The sequence below is a fragment of the Nitrospirota bacterium genome, from assembly GCA_030645475.1.
Lineage (GTDB): Bacteria > Nitrospirota > Nitrospiria > Nitrospirales > Nitrospiraceae > Palsa-1315.
Map to the genome: position 1 here is coordinate 23543 of JAUSMA010000009.1, position 15184 is coordinate 38726.

Consider the following 15184-nt stretch of genomic DNA (forward strand, 5'->3'; position numbering starts at 1 on the left):
GCGACAAGTTGGACGATTCTGCATTGCGCCTGCGGAAATGATTCGGCTATACTCCAGCGTCCATTCGTATGCCAACCGTCGTGGGGATTCTCAAACCATGGGTGAACTTGTTCAGTTAGCCTCCTTTGGTCTGACCGAAAGTGAAGTGTTCTCGGCGCTCGGACGGGTCAAAGTCCGTGATGTCGACTATGCCGATCTGTATTTTGAGTCTTGTGTCTCCGAGTCCGTCTCGATGGAAGAGTCCCTCGTCAAACGTGCCACGAAGAATGTGTCGCAGGGTGTGGGGGTGCGTGCCACGGCGGGCGAAAAAACCGGCTTTGCCTATTCCGATGAACTGACGAAAAAGGATCTCGAGCTGGCGGCCGATACGGCGCGCTACATTGCCAATTCGCCAAGCGGGGCCCAGGCAGTTTCAGTACCTGTCCGCCAACGTCCAACACGAGACCTTTACCCGGTTGAACGGGCACAGGCCGAAGTGGCGACAGCCGATCGCGTGTCTCTCTTGAATGCCATCGATGCCGAGGCGCGCCGCTATGACCCGCGCATCAAGAATGTGATGGCCTCGTTTAACACGGAGTATAAGGTGGTCGTAGTCGCGACCTCCGATGGCACGTTGATCGGAGATGTGCAGCCGCTTTCACGGTTGCAAGTCACCTGTATCGCCGAAGAGAACGGGCAACGCCAAGCCGGCTCGTTCGGCGGGGGGGGGCGTGTCGGATTTGAGTTCTACCACGAGGGCGATCGGCATCTGCGGTTTGCTCGTGAAGCGGCTCGTGAAGCCATTCTCAATCTTTCTGCTGTCGAGGCGCCAGCCGGTGTCATGCCGGTCGTGCTGGGGGGAGGTTGGCCGGGGATTCTGTTGCACGAAGCCATCGGCCATGGTCTGGAAGCGGACTTCAATCGTAAGAAAACCTCAGCCTTTTCGAACCTCCTCGGTAAACGAGTGGCCTCCGATATCTGCACGATTGTCGATGATGGAACCTTGCCGGGCCGTCGGGGCTCGCTCAATATGGATGATGAGGGGACCCCGACCGGTCGCACGGTACTCATTGAGAACGGGATCTTGCGCGGCTATATCACCGACAAACTTAATGCGCGGCTGATGGGCATTCCTCTGACCGGCAACGGACGGCGCGAGAGTTATCAAAGTGTGGTCTTGCCGCGAATGACCAATACGTTCATGTTAGCCGGAACGTCGGATCCTGAGGACATCATTCGCTCGGTCGATCGCGGCCTCTATGCCGTGTCGTTCGGTGGCGGGCAGGTGGATATCACCAACGGAAAGTTCGTATTTTCAGCCAGCGAAGCCTACTTGATTGAAGGTGGGAAGATTACGAGACCGGTCAAGGGCGCCACATTGATCGGCAGCGGACCGGAGATTCTCACCAAGGTTTCGATGGTCGGGCACGATCTCAAGCTCGACGAGGGCATCGGCACATGCGGCAAGGAAGGGCAGTCCGTTCCAGTGGGTGTCGGTCTGCCGACCATTCGAATCGATGAGATCACCGTGGGCGGGACGCAGCGATGAACCAGCCGATACAACAGCGGGATGGGTATAGTCAGCTCGCCATGGATCTTTTGGCGAAGGCAAAGGCTAGTGGCGCGACGGAAGCGGACATCATTATTGCCGACGGTGAAACGTTTTCAGTTCAGGTCCGGCTGGGTGCCGTCGATCGTCTCACGAAAGCGCGGGAGAAGCATCTCGGGCTACGTGTCTTTGTCGGGAAACGCTCTGCCAGTACCTCAACGTCAGATTTTTCAGCAGATTCCTTGAATCAACTCGTGGCCGAAACCTGTATTTTGGCGAAGGCCGTCGTGGAAGATCCGGTATCCGGGTTGCCGGCTGCGGATCGTATGGCAGGCGAGCGGCCGGATTTAGATCTCTACGATCCAACCAGGCTCAATACGGAGCAGCAGATCGATTTAGCGAAGAGGGTGGAGGCTGCCGCCATGTCTTCGGACGAGCGGGTGACAAACTCTGAAGGGGGCGACTTCGATTCCTCCTCTGGGCGCGTGGTCTTGGGCAATAGTCATGGCTTCCTGGGCGAGTATCAAAGTTCCAGCTTTTCAATGGCGGCATCGCCTGTTGCGACCGATCCGGAGACCGGGGCCATGCAGCGGGATTCCTGGTATGCCGTGCAGCGGAAGTTTGCCAAATTGGATTCCCCTGAAGCGGTGGGACTGGAAGCGGCGCGGCGGACGGTCAGAAAACTCGGGGCGAGGAAGGTGGCGACTCAACGGGCTCCTGTCATTTTCGATGCTGAGATGGCCGGAAGCCTCATGGGGAATCTCTGCAGCGCGGTGTCCGGCTACTCGCTCTATAAAGGGGCTTCGTTTCTGGCAGGGCAATTGGACAAGCCTCTGGCTCCTGAGTATGTGACGGTTTATGACGACGGGCGAGTGGTCGGAGGACTGGGCTCTCGGCCGTTCGACGGCGAAGGCCTCCCGACCAGAAAAACGACCGTGGTGGAGCGAGGGGTCTTGAAAAGCTACTTGCTCGATACCTATTCCGGACGGAAGCTTGGTATGGCCTCGACCGGCAACGCCTCCCGCAGCGTCGGTGAAAATCCGTCGGTCGGTCCGACGAATTTTTATCTCGCGCCCGGGACGAAGACGGCACAAGAGATAATCAAGACGGTGAAGCAGGGGCTCTATGTCACGGACCTCATTGGTTTTGGCATCAATATGGTGACCGGCGATTACTCACGGGGCGCTGCCGGGTTCTGGATCGAGGGGGGCGAGTTGGCGTACCCTGTCGAAGAGATTACGATTGCAGGTAACTTACAAGAGATGTTCGCCGGAATCGAGATGATCGGTAACGATCTCGTGTTCCGTGGGCGCATTGCCAGTCCGACGATCAAGATCGGTGAAATGACGATCGCCGGGAGTTGAGACCGGAGGAAGGAGCGACACGATGCGACAGGTATGGGCGTTGATGGTTCTTGTGCTGCTTCCGGCTCCTGGTTTTGCCGCAGATTTTCGGGTGACGAGCCCCACGATCAAAGAGCAGGGCAGCATCGGCAACGAACATGTCTTTAACGGCTTCGGTTGCACCGGCAGCAATGTGTCGCCGGAATTGAAGTGGGAGCAGGCGCCGAAGGATGCGAAAAGCTTTGCCGTGACGGTCTATGATCCTGACGCTCCGACGGGAAGCGGTTGGTGGCATTGGGTGATCTTCAACATTCCTCCCAGCATCACGTCCCTCCCGGCCGGTGCAGGCCAATCAAACGGTAGCAGCGCACCGCAGGGCGCAGTTCAGAGTATCACCGATTTCGGTCAGCCGGGGTACGGCGGTCCCTGCCCTCCTCAAGGCGATAAGCCGCATCGGTATATTGTTACGGTCTATGCGTTGAAAGTGGATCAGCTCCCGCTCAAGAAAGAGGCGTCCGGTGCGATGGTGGGGTACTATCTGAATCAGAATGCGTTAGGAAAAGCCTCCCTCACCGTCACCTATGGACGATGAGTTTTCATACAACCGGTCGCCTGAAACAGTGACTAAAGGAACCACGCACCATGCCGCTTGATACCGAACTTGGAAAGACCATGCTCCAGTTGATTACGTCGAGATACGACGACCGGCATTGGCGCAAGAAGATCGAAAAGACGCTGGGCCTGCCGCAGTCAGGCGTCGGGGATCCTGCGCAACAGCAGATCTTTATGTATCTCAAGATCGGGCTCAAGGCCTACAAATCGCGCCGCGCCGATCCGGATTCCTGGATCGTCGGAGGATATGCGACGAAAGAGATCATCGACCGAGCGAAGTTCCAGCCCCAGGTGGTCGGTCCCGATATTACGAAGGATGAGGTTTCGTTTCTTGGCACCGATCCAGGGAAAGAGATCGATGAAGCCTGGTGGGACGAGATGGTTGTGTCCTGGTTCGATGTGCCGGAAGAAGAACAACCGGCAGAATTGGACGGGGAGTCAGAGCCGGATTCCGAGTCTGCAACTTCTGCAAAGGCTGAAAAGGCGTAACCTCGTCACAGGGCCCGGTTCCAAGAGGGTGCTGCTCGCGGTTCGTCCCGCTTATCAGAACAGTTCCATCTGCGTCGGTTGAGGTTGCTCGGCTTCAAGCACGGGAGCTGCTGGCGGAGTGGCCTCTGTCGGTTCGACCGGCGTTGCATGACGGTCCAGAAATTCTCTTAGTTTCTTGAAGTCCTCACGAAGCGGTTCGAGCATGCTGCTTTGGTGCAAGGCCGCTGCCGGGTGCAGCAGGGGGAAGAGCACAAAGTCTTTCATGTAGAACGCCTGCCCGCGAACCTTCGTGATTCCCACCTTTCGTTCCAGCAATGTTTGCGTCGCCCAATTTCCCAACGTGCATACGAGAGTAGGACGGATCATGGCGATCTGTTGCAGCAGAAACGGTTTGCACGTCTCGACCTCATCCGGTTCCGGGTCTCGGTTGTTCGGGGGGCGGCACTTGATCACGTTCGCGATGTAGATGTCACTCCGTGACAGTCCCGCCGATTCCAGGAGCTCGTTTAAGAGTTTTCCTGCAGCCCCGACGAACGGTTCCCCCTGCTGGTCCTCATAGAAGCCAGGCGCTTCCCCGACGAACATCACAGTCGCATGCGGATTTCCCACACCGAATACGACCTGGCGCCGGCCGAGTTTTGCCAGTTTGCACAGCTGGCAATTATGGAGAGATTTCGCCAGCTCTTGAAGGGGTGTCGTGGTCATGATGGAATGGAGCCATGAGGAATATGGCCGATATCTTAGGAAGCTGTGCCAATCTTGTCAATGTGAGTGAGGGGGCGAGAGCGGCAACATGAACGATGCGACCTGCCTGTGCGAAGCCGCTTCGGCGAAGGCAGGGAACGAAGCCGGAGGCCTTTTTCACCATCCGTCTACTCGACTCGGTAGCCTTTGGCCGCCAAGCAAGTATCCCTCATCGCATTGATCGTCGAGATCCCGTGCAGGGCGCGGGCATGGTCGCTCGGGCTTTGGGGGCCTCCGCTGAACGGGAAGGGGGTACTCTGGTTATAGAACTGGTTTTCGTTCGCTAGCCTCGCCTTGTACTCGCACTCCATATAATCCCGTTCCAGATCTCGCTGACTCAGCCCCTGCGGATTGCCTCCACGCGTGGAGGAACCGGGTGCGCATCCGGCGAACGTCAGCACAATGACTGCTAGCAAGGCGCGTTTCACCAACGGCTGTCTCATCCTCATAGACCTACCATTGGATAGTGCCATCGTCAAGCGGACCTATTGGCGCGCGATGGCATCGGCGCAATGGTTGCCACTGACGATCGCGCTTTCGAGGTTGGGCGGCCATCCGGTATCGGTCCAGGCCCCAGCCACGAGCAAGTTGGCGATCGGACTCCGTTGGATGGGCCGATGCAGTTTCGTGCCGGGCCTGAGTGAGAGGATGGCGTTGGGCATCGTTCGGCGGTGGATCGGTCCGAGCCTGCATCCGGGACGGAGAAGTTCCAACGATCTGAGCATGTCAGGAATGAGTCCATCAAGGTTGGAGTCCGATCGAGTCTGCGCAAGTTGATGGTCGGTTGTGAGCAGGGAGAAGCCTGTGCGGTCTGGCGTTGCCGCTGTGACGAGTAGCGAGTGAAACGCGGTATCGCCTAAGAGGATGAGGCGAGGAGTGGCGCAGGGTTGCTCTGCTTGCAGATGTAAGAGGGTGCCGTCTTGCGACACCAATTCCGCAAGCTGCTGAAAGTAGGCATAGCGGGTCAGCCATCGTTCCGGAAGTAACGGCGTGAGTTGCTGCGGAGGCAGGGCGGCGATATACCAATCGGCCTGCAGCAGTGACCCATTCCTCAACAGGACTCCCGTGATGTGATCTCGCTCATAGCGGAACTGCGCCGAGTCGGTATTGCGTAAGATGGTCGCTCCGCCCGCCGTCAGTCTCTCGGTGATGGGTCGTATCAGGCAGGTTTGCAGCGAGTCCTGGACAACCGAGATGCGGCTATCGTGACGAGTGCTTAGGAACAAGGGCCGCAGCGATGCGATGAAGGCATCGGCGGACAGAGCAGAGAGTTCATTGCCAGTCAGCCAGCGCGCGAGAGGATTCCAGACGACACGGCGCGTCTGCGCGCTTTGTCCTATTGACGCAAGCCATTCGTCGGCGGTGCGCTGTTCCAGGTCGGCAGGCAGGCGTTCATCGCCTTCCCAGAGCCGTTCCAATCGGGATACCAATCGCCACCGTTCCGTCCAGGGGAGGCCTGTAAACCTCAGCAGGCTGACCCAGGTATGTAGGGGGGCGGGGAACCAGGCATGTGGATAACGGGCGATGGCATTCTCGTTGAGGCGAAATTCCAGAGAGATGTCTCGCTGTGTCGGCTGCTGGAGATTGGCATGGAGTGAGCCTAGTAAGGCCTTTGTTGCGTGATGGCAACCGAGGATTGTGAGCGGTTCAGGGCTGTCGTCCGCAGGCGTACCAGTGGTGGCACCCGCCAAGAGTGGCTGAGGGTCGACGATCGTGACTCGATAGCCCTGGCGGATGAGACGATAGGCGGCGGTGAGCCCGGCCGGGCCTCCACCAAGAATCACGACGGACTGAGCGTGCGTGGGCGTCACAAGAATTTTGAGCGGAGCCAGACTCCGGCGGCAAGGGCCAGCCGATGATTGGTTGAGAGTCGGACGCGAGGACCGAAAATCCGATGTCCTGGATCCTCGATTTTTTTCAGGATGCGGAAATAGACGGCACGCATGATTTCCGAGACGGTCAATGCGCGCCGGTCATGTGTCGGCAGGGCTTCGAACGCCGCCTGTGCCTTGGCGTAATACTCATGGGCTCGTGCGGCTTCGAAGCGAAGCAACTTTCGGAGTTCTTCACTCTCCTGACGCTGGAGGATCATCTGCTCGGTGCATCCGAATTTTATGAGATCTTCCTGCGGTAGGTAGATGCGGCCCTGGGCTGCGTCGGTTTCGATGTCCCGTAGAATGTTCGTCAGTTGGAATGCCATGCCGAGAGAGACGGCATAGTCTTGGGCCCTGGCTGAGGTCGGCCCGAAAATATGCAGGCAGATGAGTCCGACCACCGATGCGACTCGATAGCAGTAGAGCGAGAGATCTTGAAACGACGCGTATCGTGCCGCCGAGAGGTCCATGCCCACGCCCTTAATCAGCTCCTCGAAATAGGCCTGTGGGATCGATAGCTGTTTCACATGGGTGGCCAGGCTGATGGTGACCGGGAAGGTCGGTGTGCCTTGATAGGCCGCCTCCAGCTCGTTCCACCACCGCTGCAACTCATCCTGGGGATTGCTGCCTGTCGGGGGCTCATCGACCGCGTTATCGACTTCCTTGCAGAAGGCGTAGACGGTGTACATCGCTGCGCGCCTGGCTCGTGGGAGGAAGAGGAATGAATAATAGAAATTACTCCCGCTCTTCTTGGTGAGAGTCGTGCAGTAGGCTTGCGCGTCGGTCGAAGAGAGTATGGTCATGGCATTAGTGCTGAGGTTGTGGCTCCAGGCGACTGGCCATGGAGTCGTGCATGGGGTACTGGTCTGATGGATGGAAGATGGCGGCCAATAGTTCAATCCCGTCAATCAGGCGAGGGCCAGGCCGGCTAAAATACGAGGACGCGTCGACCAGGAATGTCTGTTCCCTCAGTGTTGAGGGGATGGGCCATTGACCAGGTTGCAGCATAAGCTGGGATAGTTCAGTACGTGTCCGTTCAACTGAGAAGCCGCAGGGCATGACGATGAGCACGTCCGGAGACGCGGCGACGATGTCGTCCCACGTCACAACGCGAGAAGGGGTGCCAGGCTGGGCCAGGACATCCTGTCCGCCTGCAAGTTGAACCATCTCAGGAACCCAATGACCTGCGACATATAGCGGAGAGAGCCATTCGATACAGACCACGCGAGGGCGATGCGAGAGATTCTGGACGCGAGTGCGAACGGCTTCGAGTCGCTCGCGTAACTGCGACGCGAGACGATGGCCCTCTGCCGACCGGCCTGCCGCGTCGCCGATCCGCACGACATCATCGATTACATCGTGAATCGTACCGGGGTTCAATGTCAGGACGGTCGGTTGGTGAGGCATGGCTCGAATGGCCTCATGCAGTTGATCCGGCGTGACGGCACAGACATGACAGAGGTCTTGGGATAGGATCAGATCGGGGCGCGAGTGGCACAAGCGGTCATGGTTTAGCCGATAGAGCCGCTGGCCGGAGGCCACGAACTGCGCGACTTGTCGATCGATCTCAGCGCTGGTCAGCCCATGAGGAGGGATCATCGGCTCAACCATGATGGGCACGCTCCCGACCGATGGCGGGTAGTCGCACTCATGACTGATTCCAACGAGTTCCTCGCTCAGACCGAGCGCGGCAATCACTTCGGTAGCACTGGGAAGCAGCGAGCAGATTCTCATATCACTCGGTTCTTATGGGGCGGGCCATAACCGCTCACGGAGTTCGCTGAGGCGAACCTGTGTGAGACTTGGGGTTATGGCATGGGCTTCATGCAGATCTTGGATCGTGTGCGTGTTCGCCACGGCGAGGACCTTCATCCCGGCGGTTTTCGCGCCGCGCAGGCCGGGGATGGAATCCTCGATGACCAAACAAGATCCTGGGGCGATGGTCTGCTTCGGGTCTTGTCGATTCAAGGCGTCGAGGGCATGGAGAAACGGCTCCGGATCGGGTTTTCCCTTGGTGACGTCTTCGGCGCCAGTGATGTGGAGAAATTCTTTACGAAGCCCGGCCTGTTCAAGGATGAATTCAATCTCATGGCGGAGGGCGCCGGATGCAATGGCTAAGGGGTACGTCGCAGCGGCCTCCTGCACAAATTCCCGCACACCTGGAAAAATGACCAGATGTCCCTTCACCGACTCCAGATAGGCCAGGGCTTTCCGTTGCATCAATGTCGTGATGGCCGCGAGATCGGTGGAGCGCTGATGTGCGGTGAGTGCCGCGAGAAAGCAGCCTCGATCGTCGTAGCCAAGGTAGTTGGCGTAGTAGTCGGACTCAGTCAGGCCGATGCCGATTTCAGCGAGCGTCTGGCGGAAACCAGCGAAATGGAGGGGTTCGGTGTCCGCGATGACTCCATCAAAGTCAAAAATGATGGCTGAGAGTGTGTTCATGAGGATCGTTCAAAATGTTGGCATGACCACGAGATCTAACAGGCTGCAAAAAAACTCGGTGACAAATAAAAATGCTGCGAAAACGCTCCATATGGCAAAGAAATACCAATAACTTCAGGATGCTCAAAAAGACCGTCCAGCAAGACCGCAGCGAGTGAAGAGGCGAGTCGTACCCTTGTGGTACGTTGAGAGCCTCTTCGTGAAGCGAGAACGCCGCTGGCGGTCTTTTTCAGCATCCTGCTAAAGCGGGCGGATTATAGCACAGGAAGACCGACTGAACAGTCGAGAATGTGCCAGGCGTAGCAGCCAGTTTGCGCCGGGGAAAGGGGATGATTAGAACTTCAAGCGGAGGCGTTTCTCCGATACCCAACCCTTCGTCCCTTCATCTGTGCGCACCTGGTACATCCAGCCGCTCGGCTGCAGATCGCCGTCGAGGACTGTCAGGGTCGCTCCAAAACGAACCACCGGTCCTGGCTTGCTGCCCGATGCGTCGGCGAACAACGGACTGCTTCCCCCGGGAGCCGTTTCGTCCATCGTGGTCGTAACTTTCTGGCCTTCGCTGAACATCGGAGCGGAAGAAGTCATGGCTGGTGCAGCGGGTTTCACGGTGGCTTGAGGTGGCGTCATGGCTGGGACCGCCGGGGGGGCAACAGCAGTGGGGACCGAGGCTGATGGCGCGGGCACCGGCGCCCCATCGCTTGGGTTGGGAGTCGCTTGTGGTGCTGGTACCGATGGTGTTGTGGGTGCCGGTTTTGGGTTCATGGCCACCGGGGGCGGTGTGCTTTCCCCCAGGTACGGGCTCAGCCATTCGGTCACGAGTTCAGGTTCCATGGTGGCGACATAGGCGCCGCCGCCGATGAGAGCCAGGAGCAATATCCAGAGGATCGGGCGACCGCCGCCAGATTTTTTACGGGGATTCAGCGGGCCGGTTGCTCTCGTGGTGGTGGTTTGATCGAGTTCTTCTTCCGTGAATTCCAAGTCCGGTTCCGGTTGGCGGGCGAAGAGGAGCGACCAATTCACATCAAAAGAATTCCCGACTGATGTCAGGGTTCCAACGAGCGCAGCCATCGAGTACCTCCCTGCTGAACGATTCGGTTCGACATACACCAAGTCTGTGAATATACGTATCACCATCGTTGGGTACTGTCAATTTTGTTGGGGAATTTGGGCGATGCCTGGCCATTCTCAACAGGGGTTCGAAGGGTGACAGGACAGGACTTGTTGTTCACGGCTGCCTGTTCGAAAGACGGTGAGGCCTTTGCACTTCAGTCGATAGGCGCGCAGAAAGGCCGCGGCGACTTCGGCTTTGGTCGCGGTGCCCGGTAAATTGATGGTTTTTGAGACACCGCTGTCGCTATAGCGCTGAAACACCGCCTGCATACGCACATGTTGCTCGGCCGAGACATCATGGGCTGTGACAAAGAGGTGTCGCAGCTCTTCTGGAATATCGGTCATATGTTGGATGGAAGGATGCGCCGACAGGTTGGCCTGGAGCGCGTCGAGATCGAGACCGAGGGCCTCTGCGTAGCGGACGAAGGCCGGATGACAGGAGGTGAGCACAACGCCATCCATGATGCGGCGGACTTCCTGCACGCCGTAGAGCGGCTCAATGCCTGGTGAGCAGTTGGCGATGAGGCTGATGCTGCCAGTCGGTGCAATGGTGGTGACGGTGGCGTTTCGATGCCGTTGACCGAGAGTCTGGAGCCGACTGCCTCGATAGGCAGGAAAGACTCCGCGCTCGGTGGCAAGGTCCGCGGATGCACGATGGGCGTGAGATTGAAAGAACTCCATCAGGGCGCCGGCTGTGTGGATGGCAGCCTCGGAGTCGTAGGGGATGTTGAGGGCGATCAGCAAGTCGGCAAAGCCCATGATGCCCAGGCCGATCTTCCTTGTGCGCTTCGTCATGCGGTCGATGTGGGGAAGGGGGAAACGGTTGCGATCGATCACATTGTCGAGGAAGCGCACGGCGAGAGGAATGATGTCGGCTAATCGAGCGAAGTCGATGGCGGGTCCTGCGCTCGATGGCATGACGAAGTTGGCGACATTGATAGAGCCGAGGGTGCAGGACTCAAAGGGCAGTAGCGGTTGTTCGCCACAGGGGTTCGTCGACTCGATGGTGCCGAGGCGGGGAGTGGGATTCCCCCGATTGATCGTGTCCAGGAACACCAAGCCAGGCTCCCCGCTGGCCCAGGCTGCTTCGACGAGCCGATCGAAGACGAGCTGGGCCGGAAGCCGTTTCGCGGGTTTGCCGGTTCGCGGATTGATCAGAGCGTACGTGCGACGGCGCGTGAGTGCCTGCATGAACGAATCGGTGATGCCGACGGAGAGATTGAAGTTCGTCATTTCGGTCGGGGTTTGTTTGAGCGCAATGAAGTCCAGAATGTCCGGGTGGTCGATGCGGAGGATGCCCATATTCGCGCCCCGTCTGGTCCCGCCTTGCTTGATGATATCCGTCGAGAGATTGAAGAGGCGCATGAAGGAAATGGGGCCGGAGGCGACGCCGCTCGACGATGAAACCAGGTCGTTGTGAGGACGGAGGTGGCTAAACGAAAATCCGGTGCCGCCGCCCGATTGGTGGATGAGGGCTTGATGTTTCAGACTGTCATAAATGGAGTCGAGGGAATCTTCGACCGGGAGCACAAAACAGGCCGAGAGCTGCTGGAGTCGACGCCCGGCGTTCATCAGCGTGGGAGAGTTGGGAAGGAAATCGAGACGGGCCATACAGTCGTACCATCGTTGGGCGGCGTGGGGTAGCCGGCTGGCGCGGGGGTAGAGTCGTTCAGCTTGTGCGATGTCGGTGGCTACGCGCCAGAACATGTGCGCCGGGGTCTCGACGATCCTTCCCGTCGTATTCTTGCCCAGATAGCGCCCGCGTAACAGGGTCGTGGCATGGTCCGAAAGGCGAAGTCGTGGGAGGTGTGGCGGGCCTGAGGGAGTGCGCGTCTTCTTGCCGGACATGGTTCTAGTATATACCGCCCTATTCGATTGATCGATAACGGATACCGTTTCGTCCTGCTTGCATCTTGACGGTCCAGTTCGGCAGAATGAACTTCCACTGACCGACGACCATGAAATCCTATCGCGAAGAGCTCTGGTTCGAAACGAAGACGCGGCGCGCCTACCTCAACATCACGCAACAGGTCGAGGCGGCGGTCAAGAAGAGCGGGGTCCAAGAGGGGCTCGTCTTGGTCAACGCCATGCATATCACGGCGAGCGTCTACATTAACGACGACGAACCGGGCTTACTCAATGACTATGACCGATTCCTGGAAACGCTGGTTCCTCAGGCCGCAACCTATCGGCATAACGAGACCGGCGAAGATAACGGCGACGCGCACATCAAACGCCAGCTGATGGGCCGAGAAGTTGTCGTCGCGATCACCGAAGGCCGGTTGGACTTCGGTCCCTGGGAACAGATCTTCTACGGAGAGTTCGATGGCATGCGGCGGAAACGTGTGCTGGTCAAGGTGATTGGCGCGTGAGCCCGATGTCGTCTCATCAAGGGGCAGAACCCTATGGGAATAAACTGCTGGAGCGCTTGCTACCACATGGAAAGTTTGGCAACATGGGGTCAGTGATGCACGACTGTGCTGGAGGAGTCTGTTGATATGTTGAGTTGGTCTCGTCCCGACCCCCTCACCCGAGATCTCGTGCACTTGATCAATGCCCGGCGCCATGATCATGGCGATACCGATGCGGCGATCGATACATTGCAGGCCTTCTTGGAGCAGGGACGGGAATACGATCTCCTTACGGTGCTGGCGGCGCTGGATGAGGACATGGCGGAATGGCTCTTCGATCTCCTCGCAGAGGCCTCCTGTTCTGTGCTCATAGATGGGCCGGCCGATGACAAGCTGTCCTATGCCATCATGGCGGCCTTGGAGCTTCCTCTCCAGGCGAATCTGACCCATCCGCTCAAGCTCAAGATCGACCCGGTCGCGACGGCAGATTTGCTGCACCGGCATCTTCGCCTCTCAGCCGGGACCGTGGTGCGAGTCGAGTCTCGCCTCCTGACCGATTCGACGTTAGAGCCGCTCAGTCTCCAGGGCTTGAACGATCATTTGAGCTCAGTCGCAGATTCGCAGCGGACCACCTCGATTGCGGCCCGGCTCTATCCTCCCGTCGAGAGTACGGCATTTCTCTTCTTTGAGCTGATCGGCGTTCCGGATTCTGGACTGCCCGATGCACTGGAAGACCGGCATCGCCGGGCGCTCCTTGAAGGTCTCGTGGAGCAATGTCCCGAGTTGGCGCTCGCTCCCGATATGCTTGAGGCGCCGGTGTACGCCGCCTACGCCATGTTCGATGCGCAAAATGCCGTGCGGCTCCATCGGTTGGCGGATGAGACCGCAGCGGTCTGGCGCGATCTGGACCCCCTCGTGCGAGCCCGCACGATCGTGCACCTTCATACGCAATGTGGGAATGGTGTCTACATGCCGGTCTGGACCGATCTATTTGACCCCGAGCTTCCTGAAGACCATGGTCCTGTTTGGACCTCTCCTGATGTCTGGGTCTTCACGGCCGATTTGCCGATCGAATGGCCTGGAGAGATGCTCACCAATCGTCTTCTCGCCGAGGGCTGCACCAGGTTCGAGAATCACATCGTTGAGACACCAGAGAACTGACCGTCGTTCCCCCGTCTCCTTTTCCCTGTATATTATCCAGCATGACCGCCCTCACGAATCCTCGTCCGTAAAAACAGGACATTTCATCGATTTTTTTCACGGCTTATCCTATGCTGAGATCGGTCAGATAGGGAGCAATCATGGCACAACAGCAGTCTTCAAGCGGGATCATGGCCGGCGCCATGACATTGCTTGGTCTCGGGCTCGTCTGGGGGACGGTGGCTGCTAATTTCCCCTCACAGGAAGAGCTGTCTGCGGCTGCAGTACCGGCTGAGACTCGTCCGGCGGCACATCCCTCGTCTCCAGTGCCTGCGTCGCCTGAGTTAGACCTCAGCATTCCCGGTGCTCCTCCAATGACTTCATCGGTTGTCAGGCCAAGGAGAGAGAAGGAACAGTCATCCGATACACCAGTTGATGTTCCAGCGGTGACGCGGTTTAACCCTCGTGCCGCGCAGGTTGCAAAATTGAGGTGCGAGTCCGAGATCGAAGAGTTGTGTCCGGATTCTCCAGACGGTGCTGCCCGTACGCGTTGTCTTGAGCAGCGGGCCAGAAAACTATCTCCGCTTTGCCAAAGCCAGGTGCGCGAGCGGTTTGTGAAGTGGAAGGAAGATCGAGGCCGGATGATGGCCGCCTGCGATGAGGATGTAAAAAAGTTTTGTCCCGACGTCGTACCCGGAGGCGGGCAGATTCTCCAATGTCTCCAATCGAATGCCCCTGACGTGTCGGACCGATGTTACGAGACCCTTCCGAAGGGCGCGCTCTACGTTCAATAGCCGTATGCGTCTTAGCGAGCGGCCGGTTTGGATTCTGAGAGCAGGTAGAACGTCAGCTGTACACCCGCCACGTCGATCTGGTCTCCATTCTTCAGGACCTGTTGTCCCACGACATTCGTGCCGTTGACGAGCAGCGACTTTGTGCCTTGAGAAGGGCTAATGGCGTAGCTTGGGCCTCGTTGGGCGATTCGTGCTGCGGACTTTGGGGCAAACCAGCCGGTCAGCCGAATGGCTGCTCCTTCTTGTGATCCGATGAGAGTGACCTGTTTGCCGAGGGGGTATTCCAACCGATCGGTCTTCCCGGCCACAACCAGGATCTTAGCGCTGAGGGCCGGTTCTTTGGCGGTACGGTTCGATCCTGTGAGTGCGATGGTTCGATCCAAATCGGCTGCTGATGGGGGAGTCTCAGTCGTGCAGGCTGTCGCCTGCTCTTGGAAGACGAGCCGGTGTTGACCGATGGTAATCACGTCCGCGTCATGGAGTTGGTGGCGCGTGATCGATTTTCCATTGATGGTCGTGCCGTTGGTGCTCTGTAAGTCTTCGAGGAAAAAGACAGCCTGAATCTTGACGATCCGTGCATGGTGTCCCGAGACGGCTGGGTCATCGATGGCGAGGGTGTTGTCGGCCTTCCGGCCGATCGTCACGGTCTCATGGGTGAGCTCGATCTGCTGTGAGCCCTTCCCGTGAAGTTTGACAAGTAATGTGGCTGGTTGTGTCAGTGCTTCCGGCATGATGTGGCCTCCCGTGCAAGATTCCT

At 58.2% G+C, this 15184-nt stretch carries 17 protein-coding genes; 7 read left to right on the forward strand and 10 right to left on the reverse strand.

Going from position 1 to position 15184, the window contains the following annotated elements; all coding sequences use genetic code 11:
- Positions 1–97 precede the first annotated feature (97 nt).
- Genes tldD through Q7U76_01185 form a run of 4 tightly spaced genes read left to right on the forward strand, consistent with a single transcriptional unit; the run spans position 98 to position 3972 of the window.
- On the forward strand, positions 98–1528 hold the full coding sequence (gene tldD, locus Q7U76_01170; GenBank protein ID MDO8354986.1) for a metalloprotease TldD: 1431 nt from the start codon (positions 98–100) through the stop codon (positions 1526–1528).
- Positions 1525–2892 (forward strand): metallopeptidase TldD-related protein, encoded by a 1368-nt coding sequence (locus Q7U76_01175; GenBank protein MDO8354987.1) that lies wholly within the window; start codon positions 1525–1527, stop codon positions 2890–2892. Before tldD ends, Q7U76_01175 begins: the two co-directional genes overlap by 4 nt.
- A 22-nt stretch (positions 2893–2914) precedes the next feature.
- The gene (locus Q7U76_01180) at positions 2915–3463 is read left to right on the forward strand and encodes a YbhB/YbcL family Raf kinase inhibitor-like protein (protein MDO8354988.1); all 549 of its coding nucleotides are present in this window, start codon (positions 2915–2917) and stop codon (positions 3461–3463) included.
- A 50-nt stretch (positions 3464–3513) separates the two neighbouring features.
- Complete coding sequence (locus Q7U76_01185) at positions 3514–3972, forward strand: hypothetical protein (protein MDO8354989.1); 459 nt, start codon at positions 3514–3516, stop codon at positions 3970–3972.
- A gap of 54 nt (positions 3973–4026) precedes the next feature.
- On the opposite strand, the gene Q7U76_01190 is transcribed toward Q7U76_01185, so the two are convergent.
- The 9 genes from Q7U76_01190 to Q7U76_01230 all read right to left on the reverse strand — a co-directional run bounded on the left by Q7U76_01190 (position 4027) and on the right by Q7U76_01230 (position 11990).
- Complete coding sequence (locus Q7U76_01190; protein ID MDO8354990.1) at positions 4027–4677, reverse strand: uracil-DNA glycosylase family protein; 651 nt, start codon at positions 4675–4677, stop codon at positions 4027–4029.
- A 167-nt stretch (positions 4678–4844) separates the two neighbouring features.
- Entirely contained in the window at positions 4845–5165 is a 321-nt protein-coding gene (locus Q7U76_01195; protein MDO8354991.1) for a hypothetical protein, read from the reverse strand.
- 36 nt (positions 5166–5201) lie between these two features.
- Complete coding sequence (locus Q7U76_01200) at positions 5202–6527, reverse strand: FAD-dependent oxidoreductase (protein ID MDO8354992.1); 1326 nt, start codon at positions 6525–6527, stop codon at positions 5202–5204.
- Positions 6524–7393, reverse strand: coding sequence for a presqualene diphosphate synthase HpnD (gene hpnD / locus Q7U76_01205; protein MDO8354993.1), 870 nt, complete (start codon positions 7391–7393; stop codon positions 6524–6526). Before hpnD ends, Q7U76_01200 begins: the two co-directional genes overlap by 4 nt.
- Positions 7394–7397: 4 nt before the next feature.
- Positions 7398–8324: a cobalamin-binding protein gene (locus tag Q7U76_01210; protein MDO8354994.1), complete on the reverse strand. Its 927-nt coding sequence runs from the start codon at positions 8322–8324 to the stop codon at positions 7398–7400.
- Between the two features lie 12 nt (positions 8325–8336).
- Positions 8337–9032, reverse strand: coding sequence for an HAD family phosphatase (locus tag Q7U76_01215; GenBank protein ID MDO8354995.1), 696 nt, complete (start codon positions 9030–9032; stop codon positions 8337–8339).
- Between the two features lie 35 nt (positions 9033–9067).
- Positions 9068–9268, reverse strand: coding sequence for a hypothetical protein (locus tag Q7U76_01220; protein ID MDO8354996.1), 201 nt, complete (start codon positions 9266–9268; stop codon positions 9068–9070).
- 97 nt (positions 9269–9365) lie between these two features.
- Positions 9366–10100 (reverse strand): hypothetical protein, encoded by a 735-nt coding sequence (locus Q7U76_01225; GenBank protein ID MDO8354997.1) that lies wholly within the window; start codon positions 10098–10100, stop codon positions 9366–9368.
- A gap of 117 nt (positions 10101–10217) precedes the next feature.
- Positions 10218–11990, reverse strand: coding sequence for an adenosylcobalamin-dependent ribonucleoside-diphosphate reductase (locus Q7U76_01230; GenBank protein ID MDO8354998.1), 1773 nt, complete (start codon positions 11988–11990; stop codon positions 10218–10220).
- Positions 11991–12100: 110 nt separating this feature from the next.
- Here Q7U76_01230 and Q7U76_01235 point away from each other — a divergent pair, with 110 nt between their 5' ends.
- From Q7U76_01235 to Q7U76_01245, 3 genes are all read left to right on the forward strand, one after another.
- Positions 12101–12514: a secondary thiamine-phosphate synthase enzyme YjbQ gene (locus tag Q7U76_01235; protein ID MDO8354999.1), complete on the forward strand. Its 414-nt coding sequence runs from the start codon at positions 12101–12103 to the stop codon at positions 12512–12514.
- Between the two features lie 126 nt (positions 12515–12640).
- Positions 12641–13654: a hypothetical protein gene (locus tag Q7U76_01240; protein ID MDO8355000.1), complete on the forward strand. Its 1014-nt coding sequence runs from the start codon at positions 12641–12643 to the stop codon at positions 13652–13654.
- A 140-nt stretch (positions 13655–13794) separates the two neighbouring features.
- Positions 13795–14427: a cysteine rich repeat-containing protein gene (locus tag Q7U76_01245; GenBank protein ID MDO8355001.1), complete on the forward strand. Its 633-nt coding sequence runs from the start codon at positions 13795–13797 to the stop codon at positions 14425–14427.
- Positions 14428–14438: 11 nt separating this feature from the next.
- Here Q7U76_01245 and Q7U76_01250 read toward each other — a convergent pair whose 3' ends face one another.
- Complete coding sequence (locus tag Q7U76_01250) at positions 14439–15158, reverse strand: FHA domain-containing protein (GenBank protein MDO8355002.1); 720 nt, start codon at positions 15156–15158, stop codon at positions 14439–14441.
- Positions 15159–15184: the final 26 nt, after the last annotated feature.

Coding starts and splice junctions, on each gene's coding strand:
- Q7U76_01220 (MDO8354996.1), bottom strand. CDS start 9,268: ATGCTGAAAAAGACCGCCAGCGGCGTTCTCGCTTCACGAAGAGGCTCT.
- tldD (MDO8354986.1), top strand. CDS start 98: ATGGGTGAACTTGTTCAGTTAGCCTCCTTTGGTCTGACCGAAAGTGAA.
- Q7U76_01240 (MDO8355000.1), top strand. CDS start 12,641: ATGTTGAGTTGGTCTCGTCCCGACCCCCTCACCCGAGATCTCGTGCAC.
- Q7U76_01235 (MDO8354999.1), top strand. CDS start 12,101: ATGAAATCCTATCGCGAAGAGCTCTGGTTCGAAACGAAGACGCGGCGC.
- hpnD (MDO8354993.1), bottom strand. CDS start 7,393: ATGACCATACTCTCTTCGACCGACGCGCAAGCCTACTGCACGACTCTC.
- Q7U76_01225 (MDO8354997.1), bottom strand. CDS start 10,100: ATGGCTGCGCTCGTTGGAACCCTGACATCAGTCGGGAATTCTTTTGAT.
- Q7U76_01175 (MDO8354987.1), top strand. CDS start 1,525: ATGAACCAGCCGATACAACAGCGGGATGGGTATAGTCAGCTCGCCATG.
- Q7U76_01245 (MDO8355001.1), top strand. CDS start 13,795: ATGGCACAACAGCAGTCTTCAAGCGGGATCATGGCCGGCGCCATGACA.
- Q7U76_01185 (MDO8354989.1), top strand. CDS start 3,514: ATGCCGCTTGATACCGAACTTGGAAAGACCATGCTCCAGTTGATTACG.
- Q7U76_01215 (MDO8354995.1), bottom strand. CDS start 9,032: ATGAACACACTCTCAGCCATCATTTTTGACTTTGATGGAGTCATCGCG.
- Q7U76_01230 (MDO8354998.1), bottom strand. CDS start 11,990: ATGTCCGGCAAGAAGACGCGCACTCCCTCAGGCCCGCCACACCTCCCA.
- Q7U76_01210 (MDO8354994.1), bottom strand. CDS start 8,324: ATGAGAATCTGCTCGCTGCTTCCCAGTGCTACCGAAGTGATTGCCGCG.
- Q7U76_01250 (MDO8355002.1), bottom strand. CDS start 15,158: ATGCCGGAAGCACTGACACAACCAGCCACATTACTTGTCAAACTTCAC.
- Q7U76_01195 (MDO8354991.1), bottom strand. CDS start 5,165: ATGAGGATGAGACAGCCGTTGGTGAAACGCGCCTTGCTAGCAGTCATT.
- Q7U76_01180 (MDO8354988.1), top strand. CDS start 2,915: ATGCGACAGGTATGGGCGTTGATGGTTCTTGTGCTGCTTCCGGCTCCT.
- Q7U76_01190 (MDO8354990.1), bottom strand. CDS start 4,677: ATGACCACGACACCCCTTCAAGAGCTGGCGAAATCTCTCCATAATTGC.